Source organism: Mycobacterium sp. SM1 (assembly GCF_018361265.1).
Classification (GTDB): Bacteria; Actinomycetota; Actinomycetes; order Mycobacteriales; family Mycobacteriaceae; genus Mycobacterium.
This window is the reverse complement of sequence record NZ_JAFLNH010000003.1, coordinates 458,522-484,260: the sequence shown is the minus strand read 5'-3', so window position 1 is coordinate 484,260 and position 25,739 is coordinate 458,522. Positions and strand designations below refer to the sequence as shown.

General features: G+C 67.4%; 21 protein-coding genes and 1 pseudogene. 8 read left to right on the top strand and 14 right to left on the bottom strand.

The features are described from left to right. Positions 1–106: 106 nt before the first annotated feature. Positions 107–3,025 (bottom strand): excinuclease ABC subunit UvrA, encoded by a 2,919-nt coding sequence (uvrA, locus tag MSM1_RS15290; protein ID WP_213443847.1) that lies wholly within the window; start codon positions 3,023–3,025, stop codon positions 107–109. Positions 3,026–3,275: 250 nt separating this feature from the next. On the opposite strand from uvrA, the gene MSM1_RS15285 reads away from it, so the two are divergent. The 4 genes from MSM1_RS15285 (at position 3,276) to MSM1_RS15270 (ending at position 6,279) form a co-directional block, all read left to right on the top strand. Next, entirely contained in the window at positions 3,276–3,953 is a 678-nt protein-coding gene (locus tag MSM1_RS15285) for an MBL fold metallo-hydrolase (RefSeq protein WP_213443834.1), read from the top strand. A 78-nt stretch (positions 3,954–4,031) separates the two neighbouring features. Then, entirely contained in the window at positions 4,032–4,259 is a 228-nt protein-coding gene (locus MSM1_RS15280; protein WP_213443831.1) for a hypothetical protein, read from the top strand. Between the two features lie 440 nt (positions 4,260–4,699). Beyond that, on the top strand, positions 4,700–5,965 hold the full coding sequence (gene sat, locus MSM1_RS15275) for a sulfate adenylyltransferase (protein WP_213444515.1): 1,266 nt from the start codon (positions 4,700–4,702) through the stop codon (positions 5,963–5,965). Beyond that, positions 5,962–6,279, top strand: a complete 318-nt coding sequence (locus MSM1_RS15270; protein WP_213443830.1) for a hypothetical protein — start codon at positions 5,962–5,964, stop codon at positions 6,277–6,279. The genes sat and MSM1_RS15270 overlap by 4 nt, the downstream gene beginning before the upstream one ends. Positions 6,280–6,397: 118 nt before the next feature. On the opposite strand, the gene MSM1_RS15265 is transcribed toward MSM1_RS15270, so the two are convergent. Then, positions 6,398–6,841, bottom strand: a complete 444-nt coding sequence (locus MSM1_RS15265) for a universal stress protein (protein WP_213443827.1) — start codon at positions 6,839–6,841, stop codon at positions 6,398–6,400. A gap of 177 nt (positions 6,842–7,018) precedes the next feature. On the opposite strand from MSM1_RS15265, the gene MSM1_RS15260 reads away from it, so the two are divergent. After that, positions 7,019–8,584: a glycosyltransferase family 39 protein gene (locus MSM1_RS15260; RefSeq protein WP_213443822.1), complete on the top strand. Its 1,566-nt coding sequence runs from the start codon at positions 7,019–7,021 to the stop codon at positions 8,582–8,584. A 57-nt stretch (positions 8,585–8,641) separates the two neighbouring features. On the opposite strand, the gene uvrB is transcribed toward MSM1_RS15260, so the two are convergent. Then, positions 8,642–10,807 carry an excinuclease ABC subunit UvrB gene (gene uvrB, locus MSM1_RS15255; protein ID WP_213443816.1) on the bottom strand — a complete coding sequence of 722 codons (2,166 nt, stop codon included), beginning with the start codon at positions 10,805–10,807 and terminating at the stop codon, positions 8,642–8,644. Positions 10,808–11,054: 247 nt separating this feature from the next. Here uvrB and MSM1_RS15250 point away from each other — a divergent pair, with 247 nt between their 5' ends. Beyond that, a complete protein-coding gene (locus MSM1_RS15250; protein ID WP_213444513.1) occupies positions 11,055–11,495 on the top strand; it encodes a DUF402 domain-containing protein in 441 nt (146 codons plus the stop codon). A gap of 227 nt (positions 11,496–11,722) precedes the next feature. On the opposite strand, the gene MSM1_RS15245 is transcribed toward MSM1_RS15250, so the two are convergent. From MSM1_RS15245 to MSM1_RS15215, 7 genes are all read right to left on the bottom strand, one after another. Further along, positions 11,723–13,228, bottom strand: a complete 1,506-nt coding sequence (locus MSM1_RS15245) for an NADH-quinone oxidoreductase subunit C (protein ID WP_213443813.1) — start codon at positions 13,226–13,228, stop codon at positions 11,723–11,725. Position 13,229: 1 nt separating this feature from the next. Beyond that, positions 13,230–14,717, bottom strand: a complete 1,488-nt coding sequence (locus MSM1_RS15240; protein WP_213443809.1) for a proton-conducting transporter membrane subunit — start codon at positions 14,715–14,717, stop codon at positions 13,230–13,232. Beyond that, the gene (locus tag MSM1_RS15235) at positions 14,717–15,376 is read right to left on the bottom strand and encodes a hypothetical protein (RefSeq protein WP_213443804.1); all 660 of its coding nucleotides are present in this window, start codon (positions 15,374–15,376) and stop codon (positions 14,717–14,719) included. Before MSM1_RS15235 ends, MSM1_RS15240 begins: the two co-directional genes overlap by 1 nt. A gap of 7 nt (positions 15,377–15,383) precedes the next feature. After that, complete coding sequence (locus MSM1_RS15230) at positions 15,384–16,331, bottom strand: NADH-quinone oxidoreductase subunit H (protein ID WP_307857404.1); 948 nt, start codon at positions 16,329–16,331, stop codon at positions 15,384–15,386. Continuing rightward, entirely contained in the window at positions 16,328–18,298 is a 1,971-nt protein-coding gene (locus MSM1_RS15225; RefSeq protein WP_374101734.1) for a proton-conducting transporter membrane subunit, read from the bottom strand. Before MSM1_RS15225 ends, MSM1_RS15230 begins: the two co-directional genes overlap by 4 nt. Before the next feature lie 127 nt (positions 18,299–18,425). Then, on the bottom strand, positions 18,426–18,908 hold the full coding sequence (locus MSM1_RS15220) for an NADH-quinone oxidoreductase subunit NuoB (RefSeq protein ID WP_213444507.1): 483 nt from the start codon (positions 18,906–18,908) through the stop codon (positions 18,426–18,428). Then, positions 18,908–19,282 (bottom strand): metalloregulator ArsR/SmtB family transcription factor, encoded by a 375-nt coding sequence (locus tag MSM1_RS15215; RefSeq protein WP_307857402.1) that lies wholly within the window; start codon positions 19,280–19,282, stop codon positions 18,908–18,910. Before MSM1_RS15215 ends, MSM1_RS15220 begins: the two co-directional genes overlap by 1 nt. 318 nt (positions 19,283–19,600) lie before the next feature. Here MSM1_RS15215 and ligD point away from each other — a divergent pair, with 318 nt between their 5' ends. Continuing rightward, complete coding sequence (gene ligD, locus MSM1_RS15210) at positions 19,601–20,500, top strand: non-homologous end-joining DNA ligase (protein ID WP_213443800.1); 900 nt, start codon at positions 19,601–19,603, stop codon at positions 20,498–20,500. Positions 20,501–20,560: 60 nt separating this feature from the next. On the opposite strand, the pseudogene tnpB reads toward ligD, so the two are convergent. Continuing rightward, positions 20,561–21,865, bottom strand: a pseudogene (gene tnpB, locus MSM1_RS15205) (IS607 family element RNA-guided endonuclease TnpB). A gap of 1 nt (position 21,866) precedes the next feature. Then, positions 21,867–22,451, bottom strand: a complete 585-nt coding sequence (locus tag MSM1_RS15200; RefSeq protein WP_213443796.1) for an IS607 family transposase — start codon at positions 22,449–22,451, stop codon at positions 21,867–21,869. Between the two features lie 114 nt (positions 22,452–22,565). Here MSM1_RS15200 and MSM1_RS15195 point away from each other — a divergent pair, with 114 nt between their 5' ends. Then, on the top strand, positions 22,566–22,985 hold the full coding sequence (locus MSM1_RS15195; RefSeq protein WP_213443792.1) for a hypothetical protein: 420 nt from the start codon (positions 22,566–22,568) through the stop codon (positions 22,983–22,985). 31 nt (positions 22,986–23,016) lie between these two features. On the opposite strand, the gene coaE is transcribed toward MSM1_RS15195, so the two are convergent. Both coaE and rpsA read right to left on the bottom strand, forming a co-directional pair. After that, complete coding sequence (gene coaE, locus MSM1_RS15190) at positions 23,017–24,231, bottom strand: dephospho-CoA kinase (RefSeq protein WP_213443786.1); 1,215 nt, start codon at positions 24,229–24,231, stop codon at positions 23,017–23,019. Between the two features lie 17 nt (positions 24,232–24,248). Then, entirely contained in the window at positions 24,249–25,697 is a 1,449-nt protein-coding gene (gene rpsA, locus MSM1_RS15185; RefSeq protein WP_213443783.1) for a 30S ribosomal protein S1, read from the bottom strand. Positions 25,698–25,739: the final 42 nt, after the last annotated feature.

Genomic DNA, 25,739 nt, shown 5'->3' with positions numbered 1-25,739 from the left:
TCACATCGACAACAAATTGTCGAAAGTCGATCCTCAAGCGGCTAGAGGGCCCGGCCGCCTGGTGAGGCGCCCTCAGGGACGCGCGGGTCCAAGGGACCAAGGATCCCTAGGCGCTGACCCGGCGCGGGCGGTTTGCCTGCCGTGATGCGCCGACCGGTGTGCCGGTGCCGAGAACCTCGGCGAGAAATTTACCGGTGTAGCTCTCCGGCACCGCCGCGATGTCCTCTGGAGTCCCCTGGGCGACGATTGTGCCGCCCCCGCCGCCGCCCTCGGGTCCGAGGTCGATTACCCAGTCCGACGTCTTGATCACGTCCAGGTTGTGTTCGATGACGATTACCGTATTACCTTTGTCGACAAGGCCGCCCAGTACGTTGAGCAGCTTGCGGATGTCGTCGAAATGCAACCCGGTGGTGGGCTCGTCGAGAATGTAGACGGTGCGCCCGGTGGCGCGCTTCTGCAGCTCGGAAGCCAGTTTCACCCGCTGGGCCTCACCACCGGAGAGCGTGGGGGCCGGCTGGCCGAGCCGGACATATCCCAGACCGACGTCCACCAGTGTCTGCAGATAACGGTGGATACCGGTAATCGGCTCGAAGAACTTCGCGGCATCCTCGATCGACATGTCGAGCACGTCGGCGATGGTCTTGCCCTTGTAGTGCACCTCCAGGGTTTCCCGGTTGTAGCGGGCCCCGTGGCACACTTCGCACGTGACGTACACGTCGGGGAGGAAGTTCATCTCGATCTTGATGGTGCCGTCGCCCGAACACGCTTCGCAGCGGCCGCCTTTGACGTTGAACGAGAACCGGCCGGGTCGATAGCCGCGGACCTTGGCCTCGGTGGTGGCGGCGAACAACGCCCGAATTTTGTCAAACACTCCGGTGTAGGTCGCCGGGTTGGACCGTGGTGTGCGACCGATCGGCGACTGGTCGACCTGCACCAGCTTGTCGACGTGCTCCAACCCGGTGACCCGCGTGTGCCGGCCGGGGATCTGTCGCGCGCCGTTGAGCCTCTTGGCCAGCGCCGCGGCCAGGATGTCGTTGACCAGTGTCGACTTGCCGGAGCCCGACACCCCGGTGACAGCGGTGAGCACGCCGAGCGGAAACGACACGTCGATTCCGCGCAGATTGTGCTCGCGCGCACCGACGACCGTGAGCAGCCGACGGCGGTCGACGGGGCGCCGGACCGCGGGAACCTCGATGCTTTCCCTACCCGAGAGATAGGCGCCGGTGATCGAGTCCGGGTTGCGCAGCAGCTCGTCGTAGGGCCCGCTGTGCACGATCTGCCCGCCGTGCTCTCCGGCACCGGGTCCGATGTCCACAATCCAGTCGGCGTGCGCGATGGTGTCCAGGTCGTGCTCGACGACGATCAGAGTATTACCCAAATCCCGCAGCCGCGTAAGGGTTTCGATCAGGCGACGATTGTCTCGCTGGTGCAGCCCGATCGAGGGCTCATCGAGGACGTAGAGCACACCGACGAGTCCCGAGCCGATCTGGGTGGCCAGCCGGATCCGTTGCGCTTCACCACCGGCCAGCGTCGCCGCCGGCCGTGACAACGTCAGGTAATCCAGCCCCACGTCGAGCAGAAATCCGAGCCGTGCCTGTATTTCCTTGAGCACCTGCCCAGCGATCGCCTGCTCGCGCGGCCCGAGCGTGAGCGCGCCCAGAAAGTCCGCGCACTCGGTGATGGACAGGTCGCACACCTCGGCGATGGACTTCGCGCCGCGCTCACCCGCGGACAGCGTCACCGCCAGGATCTCCGGGCGCAGCCGGGTGCCCCTACACACCGGACACGGCACGTCACGCATGAAGCCTTCGTAGCGTTCCTTCATCAGGTCGGACTCGGTCTGGGCCAACTTGCGGTGCAAAAACGCGATCACGCCCTCGAAGTCCGCGTAATATGACCGGACCCGGCCGTAGCGGTTGCGGTAATGAACGTGCACCTGCTCGTCGGCGCCTTCCAGAATCGCCTTGCGGGCCTTGGCCGGCAGCTTGCGCCATGGGGTGTCGACGTCAAAGCCCAGCACCTCGCCGAGCCCGGCCATCATCCGGGTGAAGTAGTCCGCGGCGTGCCCCATCGACCACGGCGCCACCGCGCCCTGGGCCAGGGTGAGATCGGGGTCGGGCACCACCAGATCGGGATCGACTTCCTTGCGGATCCCCAGGCCAGCGCATTCCGGGCAGGCGCCATACGGCGAATTGAACGAGAACGACCGCGGTTCCAGGTCATCGACGCCTAGCGCGTGGCCGTTGGGGCAGGCCAGCTTCTCGGAGAACCGCTGCTCGCGGGGACGGTCGTGCTCGTGCGCGCGATCATCGGGGAACTCCAAGACCACGATGCCATCAGCCAAATCCAGCGCAGTCTCCACCGACTCGGTGAGTCGTTGCTTGGCGGTGGCCTTGACGGTCAGCCGATCGACCACGACCTCGATATCGTGCTTCTCCTGTTTCTTCAGCTTCGGCGGGTCGGTCAGCGAATGCACCACGCCGTCAACACGCACCCGGCTGTAGCCCTGGCTGTTGAGCTTTTCAAAGAGGTCGGCGAACTCTCCTTTGCGGGTGCGCACCACCGGGGCCAGCACCTGGAACCGGGTGCCTTCGGGCAGCGCCAGCACCTGGTCGACGATTTGCTGCGGGGTCTGCCGGGCGATCCGGTGACCGCAGGCCGGGCAGTGCGGGGTGCCCGCCCGGGCGTACAACAGCCGCAGGTAGTCATATATCTCGGTGATGGTGCCGACGGTTGATCGGGGGTTGCGGTTGGTCGATTTCTGGTCGATGGACACCGCAGGGGACAACCCTTCGATGAAGTCGACATCCGGTTTATCCATCTGCCCCAGGAATTGGCGGGCATAGGCCGACAGGGACTCGACGTAGCGCCGCTGCCCCTCGGCGAAGATCGTGTCGAACGCCAGCGAGGACTTACCCGATCCGGACAGGCCGGTGAAGACGATCAGCGCGTCACGGGGCAAGTCGAGATCGACGCTGCGCAGATTGTGCTCACGCGCACCCTTGACAATCAGCCGCTCACCCACGCTTACCCTTTCAGCGCCGCAGTACCAACCCATGCTATGTGTCGCGTCCGGCAGCTGGGTCAGCTAGGCATCGGGCGGTAACGTGGCGCACATGACCCGCGCCGGCGACGACGCAGAGCGCAGCGATGCGAAGAAGTGGCGCACATGACCCGCGCCAGCGACGACGCAGAGCGCAGCGATGCGAAGAAGTGGCGCAGATCACTCGCGCCGGCGACGACGCAGAGCGCAGCGATGAGAAGGAGTGGCGCAGATGACCCGCATCGACGACACCTACACGGGGCATGTACAGCCGGGCACCGCAGCCCGGCGCACCCTGCCGGGCGCGGTGATCCTGAAGGCTTCGGTGGGGCCGATGGACAACAACGCCTACCTGGTGACCTGCTCGCAGACCGGCGAAACGCTGCTGATCGATGCCGCCAATGACGCCGACATCCTTATCGACCTGGTGCGCCGCTACGCGCCGAGGCTCTCGCTGATCGTGACCAGCCACCAGCACTGGGATCACTGGCAGGCGCTGGAAGCGGTGGCGCGGGCCACCGGTGCGCCGACGGCCGCGCATAAGATCGACGCCGGCCCGCTCCCGGTGAAACCCGACCGGCTGCTGGATGAGGGCGACACTGTGCCGATCGGCAAGCTGACATTCGACGTCATCCATCTGCGCGGCCACACCCCCGGATCGATCACGCTGGCGCTCGACGGGCCCGCCACAGGGAATGTCGCGCAGTTGTTCACCGGTGACTGCCTGTTCCCCGGCGGTGTCGGGCGGACAACAAAGCCCGCCGACTTCAACTCGTTGTTCGAGGGCGTGAAAACAAAACTCTTCGACCGCTTCGACGACGACACGGTTGTCTACCCTGGGCACGGTGATGACACCACCTTGGGCGCGGAGCGTCCGCACCTGGACGAGTGGCGCGCGCGGGGCTGGTGACGCGCGAGGCCGCCCGCTTCCCGGCTGGCGCCGCCGGGCCCGAAGCACCCCTTGCCGTCGGGCCTTAGGCTCGCCGATGTGGATCAATTTGCGAAGTTCACCGTTGAGTTCGCGGACGGCAAAAAAGTATCGTTCGACGCGGTCCAGATACTGCCCAACGGGGTTTTGAAATGTGGCACCGAGCACTTGGTCCGGCCTCCCGCGGGGAAACCCGGCCCGACCGTTCGCGAAATGGAGGAAAAGTTCTACGCGCCGCACACCTGGGTATGCGTAGTTCCGTCACAACGGCGACCCGTGTTCGAATGACCGGCCCGATGGGCCCGACGGGCATGGTTGACCGCGGTCCACGTCGGGAGCGCCCACCACGCCCGGCCCGGTGTCACCCGCCGGGACCCGGACGAGCGACGCGGACCCCGGGGACGTGATTGCCCCGCACATCGAGCGCCGGCGTCGGCCCGCGATGACCGGTGCACCCACGGCCCGCTGGGCTATCGACACATGCGGGCGCACGCGGTCCGTCAGGTGCCGCAGCCCCGGTAACGCCCGCCTCTGTTGTGGGTCCGCGCTCCGCTGACTGGCGTTCGTGCCGCCACGCCGGCCTGGGTGGCGCCCCCGACCCCTGCGCGGCGTCCCACCAGCGGCGCGACAACAGCATGGCGCCGGTGGCCCCTTTCCGTTTTCCCCGCCGCAACCAGAGCAGTCTCGATTTGAGAATGGAATCCATACCTCGGGAAGAGAGCGACGATATGAATTACCTAGGCCACAACGGAAAACCGCTGGTAGATAGGGTGTCAACCGTCCAGGCTGCCGGCAAGGTAGACGGCCTGCAGAAGATTGCGATAACGAGGGGAATCGCATACGAAATAATCGGAATTTCCTATGGTTTCTTTACCCCTCTTACAGGATTCATGTGCCGGCACGAGGTCGACCGCGTCTTGGAAAGCATGGAACTTCCAGATGGAACATTATGGAGCATACCCATTGTATTTGACCTATCGGCCGAAAAAATTAGACACTACAATATTCACGAGGGCGACAGCGTTGTTCTGGAATACCGCGGTGCCCCCATGGCAATCTTCGACATTATGGAGATATACGACTATGACCTGGAGCGCATGGCCGAAAAGACTTACGGTACGACGGACATCAAGCATCCCGGGGTGAAGAGGACGAGATCCTACGCGGATCGGTTTATTGGAGGTACGATCACGCTCATAAACGAACCCGTTTTCAATGAGCCATACAAGCATTACTGGCGCACCCCGAAACAACATATGGATGCGTTTCGCCGGAACGGATGGAAGCATGTCGTCGCGCATCAGTCAAGAAATGTCCCACATACCGGTCATGAGGCGCTCATGAAACAGGCCTGGTTTGCGGCGCATGAAGATATGCCGATTGACCAGCCAAACACTGGGATACTCGTCAATGCGATCATCGGCGAGAAGAGAATCGGGGACTATATCGACGAGTCAATACTTTTGGCGCACCGGGCCCTGAGAGACAACGGGTATTTTCGGCACGATGTTCACATGGTGAGCTTCACGCTATGGGACATGCGGTATGCGGGACCTCGCGAGGCGATCTTCCATGCGATCCTAAGGACGAACCTTGGATGCACACATCACATGTTCGGGCGAGATCACGCGGGAGTCGGTGACTTCTACAAGCCATACGAAGCGCAGAGCCTTCTCGAGCAGTATAGAAGTAGGCAATGGATAAAACCAATATTTCTGCGGGAAAACTGGTATTGTCCCGAATGCGCAGAGATTACCAGCTCGGCTCTGTGCGGCCATGACTCCAAATCCCAGAGCTTTAGTGGCAATCTCATTAGAAGCATAGTGGTCGATGGAGTGAAGCCGACTCGCAAGGTCATGAGACCAGAGGTGTTCGACGTCGTGATGGACAGTGCGGTCCGCTACGGGCAGGGCTCACCGTTCGTAAACGAAAATTATCTGCGCTCCAGGACACCAGTCTTTTCCCTGCGACAAGTCGAGGTGCGCCAGCCATGAGCGGAAACGAGCGCGATATTCGGATCAATGTGTGGATCAACGAGGAGCGGCTGGACATATTGAAACGTGCCGGACTGCTAGAAATGGCGAAGTATAAATTTGCCGATATGATGGTCCTGGAGATCTCCGCGACCGAGGAGCAAAAGGACCGTATTTTGCAGCGGTATCCATCGGCTCAGTATGATTCGTCCACGACTCATTCTATCGAGTTGCTTCCCAAGCTGGCCAAGGACCGACTATTCGATCTCGCCGTTCAGATGCGCGCGACGGGCCCCGAGGTCATAGATCGATTTCTTGAAGACGGCCAAGCGTGAACACGTCATGCTCGGCTGATACGAGCCGGATTACGCAACCGGCCAAGACGCCCACCGGGGCCCGCGTCCGCCGCACCGCCAAGCTAGTCGCTGCGGGCGCCGGGTTGCCGGTCGCCGCTCACGAGGTGGTGTGCACGATGAGCACATCGGTTTTCGCACGGCGTGCCACGTTGGCCGGCACCGATCCCAGCAGCCGGCCGGCGATCGTGCTCAAGCCGACATTCCCGACCACCAGGAGGTCGGCGTCGACCTCCTCAGCGAGGCCGACGAGGGCGTCGACGGGTGCGCCGACGATCGCTCGTTCCTCGATGGCCTGCGCCCCGGCGGCCTTGGCCCGATCCTTCGCGTCGCGCAGGATCGAGTAGATGGGGGCCGTGCCCGACACCTTGTAGCTTTCGTCTTTCAGGACGTCAGCGGCGCGCGCGTCCTCGGGCTGGGGCAGGTAGGCGGTCGCGATGATCAGCTTTGCGTCCGCCCCCGCGATGGCGCCGGCGCGGTCCACCGCGCGCAACGACGAATCCGAGCCGTCGGTTCCCACCACCACGGTCCGATAGGCGCTCATTTACCCTCCCAGGTGTCGGTTGCCACGCCAACCCAAGACAGTATCGCGTTCGCGGTTCCCGGGGGTGTGATTTGCCAGACGCCACTTCGGTGCCGCCAACCCGGGGCGCCCGGTGACGGTGCGGCGACCGGCGGTGTTGAGCAACCACATCGGCGCCGCGCTTAAAGTACAGTCATCATGCCCACGTCGATCATCGAGCAGCCCACAGCGGCGTTGTCTGCCCCGGTGGCCGCTCGGCGCCGTCGTGGCACGCTGCTGGACCCCGCGGCGGTCGCGGTGCTCGCCGCTATCGTCAGCGGAACGGCCGCCGGGCGGCCGTCGCTGTGGTTTGACGAGGGCGCGACGATCTCGGCTTCGGCGAGCCGGTCGCTGCCGCAACTGTGGCGACTGCTCGGCCATATCGACGCGGTGCACGGTTTGTATTACCTGCTGATGCACGGCTGGTTCACGCTTTTTCCCCCAACGGAATTCTGGTCACGCCTGCCAAGCTGTTTGGCGGTTGCGGCGGCGGCTGCCGGTGTGGTGGTTTTCGTCAAGCAGTTTTCGTCGAGAACGCTCGCCGGGTGCGCTGGGGTGCTCTTCGCCATCCTGCCGCGAACCACATGGGCGGGTGTCGAGGCTCGCCCGTATGCCTTGTCGGCGGCCGCGGCGGTGTGGCTGACCGTGCTGCTGGTTGCCGCGCTGCGGCGTAACCGGGCGTGGCTGTGGCTGGGCTACGCCGTGGCGCTGATACTGGCGGTTTTGCTCAACATCAACCTCGTGCTCTTGGTCCCGGTATACGGCGCGACCCTGCCCGTGGTCGCGCGCGGAAAATCCGCCGTCATCCGGTGGGCGGCGACCTCGGCGGCCGCGGTGGCGACGCTGATCCCGTTCCTGGCGTTCGCCCATGGCCAGATCCGGCAGGTCGGGTGGATCTCTCCGCTGAGCTGGCACACCGTCATCGACATCGTCCAGCAGCAATATTTCGATCGCAGTGTTCCGTTCGCGGTTTTCGCCGGCGTCCTCATCGTGGTCGCGGTCGTGGCGGTGCGGCGCGGCGCGCGAGGCTTGAGCGGCCAGATGCGCAGCCTCCTGCTGGTCTGCGCGGCGTGGATCGTCGTGCCGACCGCGGCCAGCCTGATCTATTCGGCGCTCGGCGAGCCGATCTACTATCCGCGCTATTTGGCGTTCACCGCGCCGGCCATGGCTGTCGCGCTGGCGGTGTGCGTCGTCACGGTGGCACCAAAGCGATGGGCCGTCGTCGCCGTGCTGATCTTGTTCGCCGGCGCGGCTTTCCCGAACTACCTGTGGACGCAACGCGGACCGTACGCCAAAGAAAAGGGCTGGGACTACAGCCAGGTAGCCGATGTTGTCAGCGCTCACGCGCGCCCAGGGGATTGCCTATTGGTCGACAACACCGTGCGCTGGGCTCCGGGGCCGATCCGCGCGCTGCTAGCGACGCGCCCGGCCGCCTTCCGGCCGCTGGTCGACGTCGGGCGCGGTGCCCAAGGGCCGGAGCGCGGCACCCTGTGGGACGGCCACGTCGCCGTTTGGCTGGTGCTCAACCGGCTCAACAAGTGCACCACGGTGTGGACGATTTCCAGCCGCGATAAGACTTTGCCGGACCATCAAAGCGGCCAATCGTTGCCGCCGGGACCCCTTCTCGGGCATGCGCCCGCATATCAATTCGCCGGAGAGCTCGGGTTTCACATTGTCGAGCGGTGGCAATTTCATTTCGCCCAAGTCACAAAGTCTACTCGCTGAATTTGCCTCTGCGCCAACGGTTTTACTGCGAGCAGACGCGAACACGCCTGGCGGGCCTCACTTCAAGCCCGCAGCGTCCATGGCGCGCAGTTCCTTCTTCAGGTCCGCGATCTCGTCGCGCAACCGCGCCGCCAGCTCGAACTGCAGCTCCCGAGCCGCCGCCATCATCTGCTCGGTAAGGTCCTTGATCAGGTCCGCCAGCTCGGCGCGTGGCATGTTGGCGGTGTCGCGGCCTTCGAACACACCGGCGCTCACCGCGCGGCCCGGCTCCCCCTGCGCCCGGCGACCGCGAGAGATGCTGCGCCCGGAGCCGATCTCGACGGTGGCGCTGGCTTCGGTATCAGCGGCCTCGGTATAGACCCGGTCGAGGATGTCGGCGATCTTCTTGCGCAGCGGTTGCGGGTCAATCCCGTGCTCCTCGTTGTAGGCGATCTGCTTGGCCCGCCGCCGTTCGGTCTCGTCGATGGCCTGCTTCATGGAGTCGGTCATGGTGTCGGCGTACAGGTGCACCTCGCCGGAGACGTTGCGGGCCGCCCGGCCGATGGTCTGGATGAGGCTGCGTGTCGAGCGCAGAAAGCCTTCCTTGTCCGCATCCAGGATCGACACCAGCGACACCTCCGGCAGGTCGAGACCCTCGCGCAGCAGGTTGATCCCCACCAGGACATCGAACTCGCCGAGCCGCAGCTGGCGCAGCAGTTCCACGCGACGCAGCGTGTCAACCTCCGAGTGCAGGTAGCGCACCCGGATCCCCATCTCCAGGAGATAGTCGGTGAGGTCCTCGGCCATCTTCTTGGTCAGCGTCGTCACCAGCACCCGCTCGTCGGCCGCGGCCCGCTTGCGGATCTCCGCGATCAGGTCATCGATCTGGCCCTTGGTCGGCTTGACCACGACTTTCGGATCCACTAGCCCAGTGGGCCGGATCACCTGTTCGACGAACTCACCGCCGGTACGGCTGAGCTCATAGGGGCCCGGGGTCGCTGACATGTACACCGTCTGCCCGATCCGGGAGGCGAACTCCTCCCAGGTCAGCGGCCGGTTGTCGCAGGCGGAGGGCAAGCGAAAACCGTACTCCACCAGGTTGCGCTTGCGGGAGATGTCGCCCTCATACATGCCACCGATCTGCGGCACGGTGACGTGCGACTCATCGATGATCAGCAGAAAGTCTTCGGGAAAATAGTCCAGCAGCGTCGCCGGCGGCGAGCCGGGCCCGCGACCGTCGATGTGCCGCGAGTAGTTCTCGATCCCCGAGCAGAACCCGACCTGGCGCATCATTTCGATGTCGTAGTTGGTGCGCATGCGCAGCCGCTGCGCCTCCAGCAACTTGCCTTGGCTTTCCAGTTCGGCCAACCGCTGCGCCAACTCCTCCTCGATGGTGGAAATGGCCTGCGCCATCCGCTCCGGGCCCGCCACGTAGTGCGTCGCCGGGAAGATCCGCAGCGAGTCGACCTTGCGGATCACCTCACCGGTGAGCGGATGCAGGTAGTACAGCTCCTCTATCTCGTCGCCGAAGAATTCGATGCGAACGGCCAGTTCCTCGTAGGAGGGGATGATCTCGACGGTGTCACCGCGCACCCGAAAAGAGCCGCGGGTGAACGAGAGGTCGTTGCGGGTGTATTGCACGTCGACCAGCAGCCGCAGCAGCGCATCCCTCGGCACTTCGTCGCCGACCTTCAGCTGCACCGACCGGTCCAGGTAAGACTGCGGCGTACCCAGGCCGTAGATGCAGGACACCGACGCCACCACCACCACGTCGCGGCGCGACAACAGGCTCGAAGTCGCCGAGTGGCGCAGCCGTTCCACATCGTCGTTGATGGAGCTGTCTTTTTCGATATAGGTGTCGGTCTGCGCGATGTACGCCTCGGGCTGATAGTAGTCGTAGTAGGAGACGAAGTACTCGACCGCGTTGTGCGGCAACATCTGCCGGAGCTCGTTGGCGATCTGGGCGGCCAGCGTCTTGTTGGGCTCCATCACCAGGGTAGGGCGCTGCAGCCGCTCGATCAGCCACGCCGCGGTGGCCGACTTGCCGGTTCCGGTGGCGCCCAGCAACACCACGTCTTTCTCCCCCGCTTTAAGCCGGCGCTCGAGCTCGTCAATTGCGGCCGGCTGGTCTCCAGCCGGTGCATGCGGGCTGACCACCTGGAATCGCCCGCCGGTACGCGCCATGTCCTCGACGGCGCGGTATTCCGAGTGCGCGACCACGGGGTGTTTGGTAGCGAACGCCATGCCCACCAGGGTAGGACGATGCCGACGCGGGCCGCAGGCCCAGTCGCTCCCGGCACCACCACCGGGCCGCCTGACCCGGGGATGTCGTCGGCCGGTCGTCGTGCTGGACCGCCCACGTCCCGGGACCGTCCGGCGCGGCCGCGAAGTGAGCCGACGCGCCGCCGAGAAGTAACCTGACGATATCCATCCGCCAAAGCATGAAACGTTCGATCTGGTGGCGCGCACCAACACCGATCCGAAGGGCGTCGTGCGCGCCGTCGACGAGTACATCGTCCGCCCCTGGGGGCTCTACCTGGCCCGCCCGACTCCCGGCCGCGCCCAGTTTCACTACCTGGAGTCGTGGCTATTGCCGTCGTTAGGCTTGCGCGCCAACATCTTTCACTTCAACCCCGGCTACGACCCGGGCCACGACTACTACCTCGACATCGGCGAATACACACCCGGCCCGACCGTGTGGCGCTCCGAAGATCACTACCTCGACCTCGAGGTCCGCACCGGCGCCGGGGCTCACCTGACGGATGTCGCCGAGCTGCTGGACGCCGTTCGGCACGGCTTGCTGGCCCCCGAGGTCGCAGAGCAGGCGGTGCGACGCGCCGTCGACGCGGTGGACGGCCTGTCCCGCCATGGCTATGACCTGCAGAGCTGGCTGGCCGCCCTCGGCATGGACATCAGCTGGCGCGCCGCCTGAAGCGGTGGCGACGGTGACGGCGCCACGCCGGCCGGCCTCGGCGACTCGGCATGGACATCAGCTGGCGCGCCGCCTGAAGCGAGCCGCACCAGCCGGGCGGCCGGTGTAACGGCGATGGCGAGCCCGCCGCCAGGTGAAGCGCCCCAAGTCGAGGGCGGCGCCGGTAAGGGGATCGCCGCGGGGCTGGCGCCGCGATCAGCCGCGGCAGCGATTCCCGGCAGCGATTCCTATAAGTCGTTGCCGGCGTAGGACAGGTTGAAGCTTTTGTTGACGAGGGGGAAGTCGGGGACGATGGCTCCGCTGAGGGCGATGGGCAGCGCGGGCCAGTTGAAAAAGGATGGGTCGACGATCTTGGCGCGGGTGAGGGTGCGGTCGGGGGCGAGCTCGACCCGGTGGGTGATGGTGCCGCGCCATCCTTCGACGATGCCGACGCCGGAGGCGGCGCGGGCCGTTGTCCCGGTTGGCGGTTCGCTGCGGGTGGTGCCGGCGGTGACGGTGGGTATCAGCGCCGTGATCAGCGCGGCGGAGGCGGCGATTTCGTCGGCGCGGACGACGAATCGAGCCAGGACGTCGCCGGTGTCGCGGGTGACGGGGGTGAACGCCCCGCCGCCATCGTGGAACGGGTGTTGGTGGCGGGCGTCGACGGCCAGGCCGCTGGCGCGGGCGACATAGCCCAGCGCGCCGAGGTCGCGGGCGGCGTCGCGGCTGAGGACGGCGGTGTCGGTGAAGCGGTCGGCGACGACGCTGTGACCGAGGGCGAGGTGGATGATCTCGGCAATGTCGGCGGCGATGGCGTGCAGGTGGGCGGTGTCGGGCAGGGCGCTCAGGCGGGCGCCGCCGGGGATGACGCCGCCGCGCAGCAGCCGGTGGCCGGTCACCTCGGCGTTGAGGCGGAGCAGTTGCTCGCGAATGCGCAGGGCGTGGGCATGCAGTATGCCGTGGCCGACGTCGTTGCAGAGTGCGCCGATGTCGGTGATGTGGTTGTAGAGCCGTTCGAGTTCGAGCAGGATCGCGCGTTTGCGCTGGGCGGGTGCGGGTACGGGCCAGCCGGTGGCGTCTTCGACGGCGAGGCAGTAGGCGAGCGCATGGCCGACGGCGGTGTCGCCGCTGACCCGTTCGGCCAGGGGCAGCGCGTCGGCGAGGTCGCGGCCTTGGAAGAGCTTCTCGAGTCCCTTGTGGACGAACCAGAGGCGGGCCTTGAGTTTGAGGATGGTTTCGCCGACGACGGAGAAGCGGAAATGACCGGGTTCGATGAGGCCGGCGTGCACGGGTCCGACGGGGATTTCATAGACGCCGGGGCCTTCCACGGTGAGGAAGGGATAGGGGCCTTCGGGGTCGCCGAACTCGGGTGGCGGGCCGGTGTCGGCGCGCATCGGGTACCAGCCGCGGGGCCAGTGGTGGTGGCGGACGAGCCGGCGGGGTTGCGGGTGGTCGAGCGGGATGACGCCGTACAGGTCGTGCATTTCGCGTTCGAACCTGCTGGCGGGGAAGGACAGCGCGGCGAGGCTGGGCAGTTGTGGCCGGTGTGGGTCGAGACGGATGCGCAGTTCGACGCGTGAGTCGGGGGGGCCGCTGGTAAGCAGGTACACCGCGCGCAGCGCGTCGCCGTCGTCGTGCTGCGCGGCGACCAGGGCGAGGCGGTAGCCGCGGGCCAGCAGCTGCCCGGCGGTGGCAGGCAGCTCCTCGGGCCCGAGTTCGATCACGCTGCGTTGGGCGCCGGCGATCGTGGTCATGTCAGGTTCCTCCGACGGCGAGGGCGGCGGCGTGCAGCAATGCCCGCAACGGCCACGCGGTTATTCCCAGGACGGCGCACGCGCCCAGCCCGGCGATCAGCGCGGTCGCGGCGGTGCCGGGAAGCCGCAGGGATACCGCGGTCGCGGCCGGGGCCGCAGGCTGGTCGTGCGAGCCGAGCAGCATGTCGCCGGCGTGCGCGGCGACCGCGGCGAAGATCACCAGCATGGATGCCAACGCGAGGCTAACCGCCCAGCCCAAGCCGGCGGCGAAGCCGGCGCGGAACATGCCCAGCTCGCTGGCGAACAGGCTAAACGGGGGTAGGCCGAGCAGCGCGAGCAGGCCGACGCCAAGGGTGCCGGCGAGCAGCGGCGCCCGCCCGGCCAAGTCGCGCACGGCATGGATCTGGCTGCTGCCCAGGGCCTGGTGCAGGTGCCCGGAGCTGAGGAACAGCACCGCCTTAGCGAGTCCGTGGCCGAGAATGTGCAGCAGCACGGCAGCGATCGCGAGCTGGCTCCCGGCCGCGGCGCCGAGGGCGATCAGGCCCATGTGCTCGATGCTGTGGTAGGCCAGCATGCGTTTGTAGTCACGTTGGGCCACCAGCAACGCCGCGGCGAGGGTGATCGAGGTGAGCGCGACGATGAGCAGCAGGCTGCGGGCGAAGCCGCCGCCGAGCGTGGCGTCGGAGATGACCTTGACCCGCAAGATGGCGTAGAAAGCCACCGACAGCAGCACCCCGGACATCAGCGCGGAGACCGGGGCGGGCGCCTGGCTGTGCGCATCGGGAAGCCAGGCGTGCATCGGGGCCAGCCCGGTCTTGGTGCCGAAACCGAGCACGAGCACGGCGACCGCGATGCGGGTCACGCCGGGATCGAGCGCGTGCGCATTGGCGGTCAGGCTGGTCCAGTCCATCGCGTGGGCGGGGGGCAGCCCGGTGTGCACGGCGGCGTAGTTGAGCAGCACGATGCCGAGGAAGGCCAGCGCGATGCCGACCGAGCAGACCACCACGTATTTCCACGCCGCCTCGACCGAGCCGCGGGTGTGCCGGTGCCCAACCAGGAACGCCGTGAGGATGGTGGTGGCCTCGATCGCGGCCCACAGCACGCCCAGGCTGGCGGCGAGCACGGCGGTGTTCATCGTTGCGATGAAGGCCTGGGTGAGGATCCCGTAGCGGCGGGCGGCGCCGGCGTCGGTATGCCCGGAGGCGAGCTCGCCGGCCAGGTAGGCGGGGCTGGCGGCCATCGCCAGCACGGCGATGGCACCGATCACGATGAGCATGTAGGCCGACAGCGCGTCGGCGCGCAGCAGCCCACCGAGCCCGGTGCGCGGCTGGGTCCGGGTGACCACGATGGCCAGCGCGATGCCGCTGGCGAGCGCGCCCGACGCGGCGAGCACGCCCAGCCACGCGGTGCGTCGCTGCCAGCCGATGGCCGCGTACGCCAGCCCGGCCAGCGCGGGCAGCACGATCGGCGCCAGAACAAGGATGGTCATCAGTCGTGCAACTCCCGCAGTTCGTCCAGGTCGGTGCTGTCGAACACGGCACGCATCCGGCCGGTGAGCACCTGCAGCACGAGCACGGCCAGCAACACGTCGAAGGAGACGCCGAGCTCGACGAGCACTGGAACCCCGGCGGTGGTGAGGAACGCGGCCGCGGTGATGCCGTTGTCCAGCAGCAAGAACCCCGCCAGCTGCGAGAGCGCGCGGCGGCGGGTGACCAGCACGAAGAAGCCGAGCAGCGCCACGGTCACCGCGACCGGCACCGCGTGGGTGGCCGGTGACGGCGAGAGCCGCACCACCGGCTGGGTGACGGCGTAGGCGAGCAGCGCGAGCACCGCGGCGGTGAGCAGCGATGCCGCGACGTTGACCAGCGGCTGAGTCTCCCGCGCCTCCCCGGAGGCCTCCAGAGCGCGTCGGACGAGCAAGGGCAGCAGCACCGCGCGCAGCAGGAGGATCCAGACCGCGACGGCTGCGAGCCCGGTGTCGTGTTGGTGCACGGCGAGCACCGCGATCAGCCCGGCCAGCGCCGTGGCCTGGATCGCGATCAGCCGCACTATCGCGGACAGCCCCCGCCGCCACAGGATCAGCACCGCGGCGAGCAGGAACACCCCGCACGCCAGGTCGAGCAGCTGCACGTAGGTCGTCTCACTCATATCCGTCTCAGCCCAGGAAGAAGGATGCGGCCACGGCCAGCAGCGCGAGTAGGAACGAGCCGGCCAGCAGCTCCGGGACCCGGAATAGCCGCAGCTTTGCCAGGAACACCTCACCGGCGGCGAGGGCGACGCCGAGCGTGACCACCTTGGCCGCGAACACGACCAGCGCCAACGGGATCGCGGCGAGCCCGGCCCCGGTCACGATGCCCCACGGTGCAAACAGGCTGGCCAGCAACCCGAGCAGCACGCCCAGGCGCATCGCCGACGCCCACTCCACCAACGCGAGATCGGGGCCGGCGTACTCGAGAATCATCGCCTCGTGGATCATCGTCAGCTCGAGGTGGGTGGACGGGTTGTCCACCGGCAGGCGCCCGGCTTCGGCGATGGTCACGACCGCCAGCGCGACCGCGGCGAGCAGGCTGGCCGGTGAGATTACCGCGCGTGGGTCGTGCACGGTTGCGCCGACGATGGCGGCGAGGTTGGTCGAGCCGACCCGCACCGACAGCGCGAACACCGACAGCAGGATCGTCGGCTCCACCAGCGACATCACGGTCATCTCGCGGCTGGCGCCCATGCCACCGAACGCGGTGCCGGTGTCCAGCCCGGCCAGCGCGAGCGACACCGTGCCCAGCGCCAGCAGCGCGGCCACCGCGATCAGGTCCGCGACCGGGTCCAGTGGCGAGGAGGTGGTGGCGAATGGAACCACCGCGGCTACGACCAGAACGGTCGCGGTCAGCACCACCGGCGCGGCGCGGAAGACCCATCCGGTGCCGCCCGGGGTGATCGGCTCCTTGCGCAGCAGTTTGCGCAGGTCGCGCCAGGGCTGCGCCACGCCGGCCCCGGCGCGTCCCTCCAAGCGGGCGCGCACCTGACGCATCAGCCCGACCAGCAGCGGCGACCCGCCGCCGACGAGGGCAACCTGCGCGGCCGCGCCGAGCGCACCGGCCGCGGTCACCGGATCACCGCGAGCACGATCAGCAGCCCGGTGAACGCGAAGAACCCGTAGCCGAGGTAACGGTGCACGCTGCCGTTGGCCAGGCCACGGGCAGCCTCACCGACCGCGCGGGACGCGCACAGCACCGGCTCATAGAGGCGGTGCTCGATCCGGTCCGGCACCCTGGCCTGGAACTGGACGCGCTCGACCAGGTATGCCGACTCGGTGGTCGGGGTGACGTCGACGTCGGTCTCCGGCGCGAGCACGTTGTCAAAGACGCGCAGCAGCGGCTCGGCGAATGAGGTGGCGGTGTACTCCATCCGCGCCGACATCGGGCCGGCGCCGCAGTCCCACAGCCTGGCCACCCGCCGGGCCCGCCGCGCCGCGAGCACCCGCACACCGGCCAGCGCAGCGGCGGCCGCGGCGAGCAGCGCGACCGTGATCAGCAGCGGCGACATGCTGCCCGCATAACCGGTCAGCCGCAGCGTCACCGTTCCGCGCACGGCGTCCACGGCGCTGAACCCGGACGCCGTGGACGCCGCCCGGGACAGCCCCGGGAGCACCGTCGCCGGCGCGATCGCCAGCACGACGCATCCGGCCGCCGCCAGGCCGGCCCCGGCCAGCATCGACGAAGGACTCTCCACAGCCTGTTCGGCGGCGGCGCTGCGCGGGCGCGCCAGAAAGCCCACCCCGAAAGCCTTCACGAACGTCGCCACCGCAAGCCCCGCGGTCAACGCCACCACCGCCACCGCGAGCGGCATCGCCACCGCGGTGGCGGTCGCGCTCGTCGGCAGCGCATGGATCAGGCTTTGCAGCAGCAGCCACTCGCTGACGAAGCCGTTGCCCGGCGGCAGTGCCGACGCCCCCAGGGCGCCGACCGCGAACAGCGCCGTGGTCACCGGCATCCGCGACCGCAGCCCGCCGAGTACGTCCAGGTTGCGGCTGCCAGTGGCGCGCAGCACCGACCCGGCCGAGCAGAACAGCACCGTCTTGAACGCCGCGTGATTGACCAGATGCAACAGTCCGGTGGTCAGCGCGAGCCCCGCCAGCAGCTGGCTTCCGGCCGCGCCGAAGTATCCGCTTGCACCGACACCGATCAAGACCAGGCCCATGTTCTCGGTGGTCGAGTACGCGAGCAGCCGTTTGAGGTCGACGGCCACCACGGCCTGCAAGATCCCGTAAAGCGCGGAGAGCGCGCCGGCGGTCAGCACCGCCAGCCACCACCACCGCGACCCGCCACGCAGCAGATCCAGGCCCACCCGCAACACCCCGTACACCCCGAGGTTCACCATCGCCGCGCTCATCAACGCCGAGACATGACTGGGCGCCTCCGGATGCGCCCGGGGCAGCCACACGTGCAGCGGCACCACCCCGGCCTTGGACGCGAACCCGAGCAGCGTCGCCACGAACACCGCGCCCTTCACGGCCGGTGACATCCCGCCTGCCGCGGCCCGCAACTGCGTGAACGACTCGCCGTGCGCGACCGCCGCGAAACCCACCAGCCCGGCCAGGATCGCAAGCAGCCCCAGATGCGTCATCACCGCGTACCAGCGCCCAGCCTCGCCGACCGCGGCCCGACGGCGATGCTCGGCCAGCACGAGTAGCAGCGAGGTCAGCGCCATCAGCTCCCACGACACCAGCAGCGCGCTCACACTCGCCGCCGCCGGCACCAGCAGCATCGCGGCCACGAACAGTGGCAGCATTGCCTGCATCACCCGCCCGGCCCCGTGCCCGCCGTGTCCGCTCGGGCGTACGTAGCCCACCCCGTACACCGCCGCACACGCCGCTACCGCGCCGGTCACCGCCACGAACAGCCCGCCAAGCGGATCCAACGCCAGCCGCACCCCGGCCAGCGGCAGCAGATCCGGTAACCAGGCACTGAACGACGACCCACCCATCGCGGCCACCCCGGCCACCACGGCAGCCAGCCCGGTGCCCGCAGTCCCGATGCCCACCAGCGTCACCCGGCGGCGGCTCGGCGCCGCCACCGCAGCTGCCGCCGCGAGCACGCTCAGCCCCAGCGCCGTGCCATACGCCGACCCGGCAACGCTCACCGCCCACGCCCCCCGGTGGTGCGAGACATAACCGTGGTGCGAGGCATAACAGGGTGACGCGTCATCGGCCGGTCAGCCCGCGCAGCGCTGCGACGATCGCCTCCGGCGGTGGTGGGCAACCCGGCACCTGCACGTCCACCGGCACGACGTCGGAGACCGCACCGACCACCCCGTACCCACCGGCGAACACTCCACAGTTAAGTGCGCAGTCCCCGCAGGCCACCACCAGCCGCGGCTCGGGCACCGCCTCGTGCGTGCGGCGCAACGCCACCTCCATGTTGCGGGTCACCGGGCCGGTCACCAGCAGCGCATCGGCGTGCCGTGGCGAGGCCACCAACCGGGCACCATAGCGTTCGGCGTCATAGACCGGCCCGAACGCGGACGCGATCTCGATCTCGCAGCCGTTGCATGAGCCGGCGTCCACATGCCGTAGCTGCAGCGATCCGGCCAGCTCGCCCACCCGCTCCGGGCCGGCCCCTGCAGGCCGCGGCGGAGCCGGCTCGGCCACTCGACCCGTAGCACGGATCTTGCGCCACAGCCCGATCACAACGCCGCCGCGCTACGGCTGACCCCAGCGCCGCTCACGTCGGGCTGCTCAGCCCGCAACTCGGCGAGCAGCTCATGCTGCCCGGCCAGCAGCTCGGTCAGGATCCGCCGGGCCACGCCCATCAGCTCCGCCACCTCGCCGCAGGCCAGCGCGTACATCACCGTGCCGCCCGTGCGCGTCGCGGTGACGATCCCCGAGCGGCGCAACACCCCCAACTGCTGCGACAGGCTCGACGGCTCAATCTCGATCACGGCCAGCATGTCCCGCACCGATCGCGGCCCGTTGGCCAGCAGCTCCAGCACCCGGATCCGGGCCGGATGCCCCAGCATCCGGAAGAACTCCGCCTTCGCCTGATACAGCGGGACCGACACCGCCACCCTCCGCTCGCAACGTTGGCGATACAAGATACATAAAATAATATATATCAAAATTGATAAACTTTGAAACTCACGTAGAGCGCAGGTGAGCGTCATCGATCCGATCGGGCGGGGCACACCTGTCGGTGGTCGGGGCGCCGCGGGCGGGCACACGTGTCGGTGGTCGGGGCGCCGCGGGCGGGCACACGTGTCGGTGGCGGGGCGCATGCCGCATACTGGGGCGGTACCGAGCGCGGCGCTGCGGGTGATGGCCGATCCGGCCAGCGCAACACGGACCGACACCGGAGGCGGCGTGATCCAGGAAGCGTCCTGATGCCCCACGTCACAGTCGACATCACCCACCGGGAGCGGGTGCTGTTTCCCGCCGACGGGATCACCAAGGGCGACCTTGTCGACTACTACGCCGAGGTGGCCGACGTGATGCTGCCGCACCTGAAGGGCAGACCACTGACAGCACAGCGGTTTCCCCGCGGAATCGGCGAGCAGGGCTTCCTGCAGCAGGATTTCGCGAACACGTTGCCCGACTGGCTGAGCCGCGCCCAGGTTGCCAAGGAGGGCGGCGCCGTGGTGCATCCGGTGGCCGACCGGCGCGAGGCGCTGCTGTGGCTGGCCAACCAGGACTGCATCACGCTGCACGCATGGCTGTCGCGGCAGGATTGGCCCGACAGGCCGGACCGACTGGTCTTCGACCTGGATCCGTCCGGACGCGAGTTCCCGGCCGTACGCGCCACTGCTCGCGCGCTGGCCGACGTGCTCACCGGACTCGGCCTGGCGTGTTACGTGCAGACCACCGGCTCGCGCGGGTTGCATGTCGTGGTGCCCCTTGCCCGCGAGTCCGACTTCGACACCGCCCGGCAGTTCGCCCGTGGCGTCGCCGGCGTGGTCGCGGCCGAGGATCCCGCGCACCGCACCACCGAGATCCGTAAGAGCCTCCGGGGCGATCGGGTGTATATCGACATCATGCGCAACGCCTACGCGCAGACCGCGGTCGCGCCCTACGCGGTGCGGGCCCGCCACGGCGCGCCGGTGGCCACCCCGCTGGAATGGGACGAGCTGGACGAGCCGGGCATGCGCGCCGATCGGTTCAGCATTCGGGATCTGCCCAAACGACTCGCCGCCCAACGCGATCCATGGTCCGAAATGAGCAGTCACGCCCGCTCACTGTCCGGCCCGCGCCGGCGGTTGGGCAACGGGCGAACTGACGGCTTTTAACTCGCCGGCGCGCGCTCTACCGCGCGGCGGATGCCGTTGCAAGTGAGTGATCGTTAGTGATCACGCGACTCGCACCCCGTCTCGGGGTTGTTCGGCGGCCTTGCGGCCGCGTCCCTTCCGCGCTTCACGGCCACCTGCCCGGCCAGGCCGGGTCTTACGGTCGGCTCCACGCTTGACGGCGGCCCCAACTGGGCCGACGACGCTAATGGTTTCCGCGTAGCGCGCGAGGTTGATCGCGGCGTTGTCATCGCGCTGATGGACCGCCAAACACGTGGCACATTGCCACTTTTCGTCCCATCCGATGTCCTGGACATGCCCACAAAGGTGGCAGGTTTTGCTCGACGGGAACCAGCGGTCAGCGACCACCAGCCGTGACCCGTACCAGCCAGCCTTGTAGGACAGGTGCCGCCGCGGTGTGCCCAGGGCGGCATCGGAGTGCCCGCGCCGTCTGGCGCGAGCCCCCGGGCAGCCCTCTTTGCCGCAGCATCCCGGCAGCGTCCAAACCTTCAACGACGATGCGGCCGTGGGTTTTCGCCAATCGTGTTGTCAGGACGTGCAGGTGATGGGTGCGGGCATCGTTGAGCCGGCGATACAGCCGGGAAATCTCGGTGGTGCGCTCACGGTAGCGCCGTGAGCCTTTCACACAGCGTGAACGGGCCCGCGACACACGCCGTAATTCGCGCAGCGCGGCGTCGAGCGGGCGCGGGTTAGCCACCTGTTCGATCACGAGACCCTCAGCGCTGGCGACCGTCGCCAAACGACGCACACCCACATCGACACCCACCCGCGAACCTGGTCGCGCGACCCCGGGTTGCAGCGGGCGCTGCACCAGCACCCGAGCACTCGCATCCAGGCGAGTGCCGTTGCGGCGCAAGCTGATCGCCAGCACCCGCGCGCGGCCCTTGGCGATGAGTCGCTCGATGCGGCGGGTGCTCTCATGAGTGCGGACGGTGCCGATCACCGGCAAGGCGACATGCCGGCGGTCGGGCTCGAGGCGCATCGCCCCGGTGGTGAACGTCACCCGCTCGGCGTCGCGTCCTTTCTTCTTCAACCGGGGGAAGCCCATCGGCTTGCCCTCGCGTTTGCCCGATCGGGAGCTCTGCCAGTTCCAGTAGGCGTCCACCGCGCCGGCGATGCCATCGGCATATGCCTCTTTCGAGCATTCGGGCCACCACACCGCGCCGGTCTGGCTGTTGACGCACACGTCGTCTTTGACCTGGTTCCAGCGTTTGCGCAACACCGGCAGCGATGGCCTCGCGGTCTTAACACCGGCGGCGTGCCACGCCCGGATATCGGCTTTCAGCGTGGCACACTGAACCGGAATGCCTGCACACACCAGCCGTCGGGCACCTCGAAACGCGGCATCTCAGGCCACCTCCACCTCGTCGGACGCCGCGGCCGCCAGCGCACGCTTGGCCCCGTTCTGCGCAGCGCGTTTGCCAGACAACCGAGCGCACATACTGGTGAGGATCTCGCTCATATCGCCCACCAGGTCCTCATCGACTTCAGCGGAATCGACCACCACCAGCTCACGGCCCTGGGCGCCAAGAGCGGCTTCGACGTACTCAGAGCCAAACCGGCAGAACCGATCCCGATGCTCCACCACGATCCGACTCGCCGTCGGGTCACGCAGCAGCGCAAGGAACTTGCGACGGTGCCCATTCAACGCAGAGCCAACCTCGACAACCACCTTGTCGACCGGGATCTGTTGGGCGGTGGCCCAGGCCGTCACCCGAGCCACCTGCCGATCCAGATCAGCCTTCTGATCGGCCGAGGACACCCGCGCGTAGACGGCCGTGCGCCCTCGTGAGCCAGCCTCGCCGGTCGGCTCGTCCACCAGAATCAGCCGACCCACTCGCCGGGCGGGCACCGGCAACAGCCCGGCGCTAAACCAGCGATACGCACTCACCCGCGCAACACCGTTGCGCTCAGCCCACGCCGCCAGATTCACACTTCTGTTCCTACAGCACACCACTGACAACTACCGACCACTCAACCCCCAAACAGTTGGCAGCCCCCGCATGGCGTGGTTCCGGCGGGGTCGCGTCGCGTAATGTCTTCGGTTATGAGCTCCACCAAGCGCAGATCGGTGACGGTTGCCGCAGTGACGGCCGGCGCGATGTGCGTACCGGTATCACCGGTGACCGCGCACGCCCAGAACGAGCTGCACAACGTCACCTACATCGCCCGGGTCGATGGAGTGGCCCCCGGCAGTCAGGCAACCTTCAGGATCAGTGACACCCAGGTCAACACCGCCACCTTGAGCGCGGTTCCCGGCAACCCGTTCGAGGCCAACACCGTGCTGGCGGATCCGGCGAAAGCGGGCATGCAGGTGGCGATCCACTGGCCGTATTCCGCCAACGTGCACTGCGAGATCGACGTGGACGACACCGTCGCCACGCAGGTCGATCAGTTCGTCAGACCGGTGCCCGGCAGTGCCGATCCGATGAACGGGGTGCTGCCGTGCGGTGCGCCGCTCACCTGAGCGCGAATCTCGGTGTCGGAGCGGGGTTGGGCTAGGGCCGCCAGCCGCTCGTGTCGGCCCACTCCCACGCCCGGTTGTAAGCGGCGTCAAACCACCGCTGTTTCGCCGCGGCGTAGCGAGCGGCATCGCCGCCGCAAGCGGCAACGGCCTGCTGTTTCACGGCCAGAAACTCCGCGCGCACTTCGGGATTGGCTCGCAGCCAGTCCCTGAGCAACAGCGCGAGCTGCTGGTTGGGCCAGCCGGCGACCCGGATATGGACACAGGTCGGCCGGCAGGGATCCGCCGAACCGTGGATCCGCTTGCGCCATAACGTTGGATCGTTACTGTGGTCATAGGACTGTACGGTGCTGCGGGCATCGGCCCGAGCGGTATCGGCGGTGATGCTGGGGATGCGGGGGTAGCCGGCGGGCAGCAGCAGCGAAGCAATGTCGTCGGCCACTGTGAGTGATTCGACGGTGACCTGGACATCAATGGCATTCCTAGCGTCCAGCCCGGGCACCGCTGTCGATCCGATATGGTCCACGCGCAGTGCTTTCTCCCCGCACGCCATTGCAATGCGAGCGAGGATGCGCCGCGCCTGCCGTGGCCACGCCGGGTCGGCGGGCGTCAGTCTCGCCGGCGGCCGAACTACCTGGTGCGCAGTCAGGTTGCGTGTGAACGGAAGTATCCGGTGATCCCACACCGCGCGCGCCGCCGCTATCAGTGCCGGCAAGCTACCCGAGTTCTCCAGCCAGACATCGGCCACCGCCCGGCGCTGTTGGTCATCGGCCTGCGCGGCGATCCTGGCGCGGGCGTCGGCCTCGGTCATGCCGCGTTGTTCGACCAGCCGCCGCACGCGCAGTTCGGCATCGGCGTAGACCACAACCACCAGCGGGAACAGTGGCGCCATGCCGGTTTCCACCAACAGCGGAATATCCTCCACGACAACCGCATCTTCGGGCACGGCCGCGATGATTTCCGCCCGGCGCTTGGCTACCAGCGGATGAACGATCCCATTGAGCGTGGCTCGGCTAGCGTCATCACGGAAAGCTTTGGCCGCCAATGCCTCCCGGTCTAGAGTCCCGTCAGAACGCAGGATATCGGTACCGAACGCGTTGACCAGCGCCGCCAATCCTGCGGTGCCGGGCTCGACCACCTCGCGGGCAATGACGTCGGCGTCGACAACGACCGCGCCGCATTCCGCGAACGTGGCCGACACCACCGACTTACCGGCGCCGATGCCGCCGGTAAGCCCGATGCGCAGCATCCGAGAGCCAGCGGCCGCTATGCGCTGCCGGCGAGCTTCTCTCGCAACGCGGCCAGTTGGGCGTCGCTGGCTAGGCCCCCACTGGTGCTGTCGCCGGACTGCGGGCTGTTGGCCGGTGGCTGGCCCGCATCGGCACGTGCGGCAGCGTCCGCGGCGGCGGCGAATTTCTCCATCTGGGCGGTGTGCATCTTGTGCCGGCGCTCGGCCTCGGCGTAGCGCGCCTCCCACTCAGCACGCTGCTTTTCAAAGCCCTCGAGCCATTCGTTGGTTTCCGGATCGAACCCCTCGGGGAAGATGTAGTTGCCCTGCTCGTCGTAGCTGTCGGCCATGCCGTACTTGGCCGGGTCGAACTCTTCGGTGTAGTCCTCGTTAGCCTGTTTGAGCGACAAGGAAATCCGGCGGCGGTCCAGATCGATGTCGATGACCTTGACCATCACCTCGTCGCCGACACTGACCACCTGGTCGGCGACCTCGATGTGCCGCTCCGACAACTCGGAGATATGCACCAGGCCCTCGATGCCCTCCTCGACGCGGACGAACGCACCGAAAGGCACCAGTTTGGTGACCTTACCGGGAACGATCTGGCCGATCGCGTGCGTGCGGGCGAAATGCCGCCACGGATCTTCTTGAGTCGCTTTGAGCGACAACGACACCCGTTCCCGATCCATATCGACGTCGAGCACCTCGACGGTGACCTCGTCACCGACCTGCACCACCTCGGAGGGGTGGTCGATGTGCTTCCAGGACAGCTCGGAGACGTGCACCAAACCGTCGACACCCCCGAGATCGACGAACGCGCCGAAGTTGACGATCGACGACACCACGCCTTTTCGGATGGCGCCCTTTTGCAGCTGGTGGAGGAACTCGGTGCGCACCTCGGACTGGGTCTGCTCCAGCCAGGCCCGCCGCGACAACACCACGTTGTTGCGGTTCTTGTCCAGCTCGATGATCTTGGCCTCGAGTTCCCGACCGAGGTAGGGCTGCAGATCGCGGACCCGCCGCATCTCGACCAGCGACGCCGGCAAGAAGCCGCGCAACCCGATGTCGAGGATCAGGCCACCTTTGACAACCTCGATGACGGTGCCCTTGACCGCCTCGTCCTTCTCCTTGAGCGCCTCGATGGTGCCCCAAGCGCGCTCGTACTGGGCGCGCTTCTTGGACAGGATCAGCCGGCCGTCCTTGTCCTCCTTGGTCAGCACCAGGGCTTCGACCTTGTCGCCGACGGACACCACCTCATGGGGGTCGACGTCGTGTTTGATCGACAACTCGCGCGCGGGGATGACCCCTTCGGTTTTGTAGCCGATGTCCAACAGGACCTCGTCACGGTCGACCTTGACAATGGTCCCTTCCACGATGTCGCCATCGTTGAAGTATTTGATCGTCTTGTCGATGGCGGCGAGAAAGTCCTCGCTCGAGCCGATGTCGTTGACGGCGACCTGGGGCGAGGTGACGGAGGGACTTGGCATATTGTTGGGGTGCTCCGGGCAGGCGTGGTCGTAGGGACAAAT

Coding starts and splice junctions, on each gene's coding strand:
- coaE (WP_213443786.1), bottom strand. CDS start 24,231: ATGCTGCGCATCGGGCTTACCGGCGGCATCGGCGCCGGTAAGTCGGTG.
- MSM1_RS15235 (WP_213443804.1), bottom strand. CDS start 15,376: ATGAGTGAGACGACCTACGTGCAGCTGCTCGACCTGGCGTGCGGGGTG.
- MSM1_RS15260 (WP_213443822.1), top strand. CDS start 7,019: ATGCCCACGTCGATCATCGAGCAGCCCACAGCGGCGTTGTCTGCCCCG.
- uvrB (WP_213443816.1), bottom strand. CDS start 10,807: ATGGCGTTCGCTACCAAACACCCCGTGGTCGCGCACTCGGAATACCGC.
- MSM1_RS15195 (WP_213443792.1), top strand. CDS start 22,566: ATGAGCTCCACCAAGCGCAGATCGGTGACGGTTGCCGCAGTGACGGCC.
- rpsA (WP_213443783.1), bottom strand. CDS start 25,697: ATGCCAAGTCCCTCCGTCACCTCGCCCCAGGTCGCCGTCAACGACATC.
- MSM1_RS15270 (WP_213443830.1), top strand. CDS start 5,962: ATGAGCGGAAACGAGCGCGATATTCGGATCAATGTGTGGATCAACGAG.
- MSM1_RS15240 (WP_213443809.1), bottom strand. CDS start 14,717: ATGACCATCCTTGTTCTGGCGCCGATCGTGCTGCCCGCGCTGGCCGGG.
- MSM1_RS15285 (WP_213443834.1), top strand. CDS start 3,276: ATGACCCGCATCGACGACACCTACACGGGGCATGTACAGCCGGGCACC.
- sat (WP_213444515.1), top strand. CDS start 4,700: ATGAATTACCTAGGCCACAACGGAAAACCGCTGGTAGATAGGGTGTCA.
- ligD (WP_213443800.1), top strand. CDS start 19,601: ATGCCCCACGTCACAGTCGACATCACCCACCGGGAGCGGGTGCTGTTT.
- MSM1_RS15245 (WP_213443813.1), bottom strand. CDS start 13,228: ATGACCACGATCGCCGGCGCCCAACGCAGCGTGATCGAACTCGGGCCC.
- MSM1_RS15265 (WP_213443827.1), bottom strand. CDS start 6,841: ATGAGCGCCTATCGGACCGTGGTGGTGGGAACCGACGGCTCGGATTCG.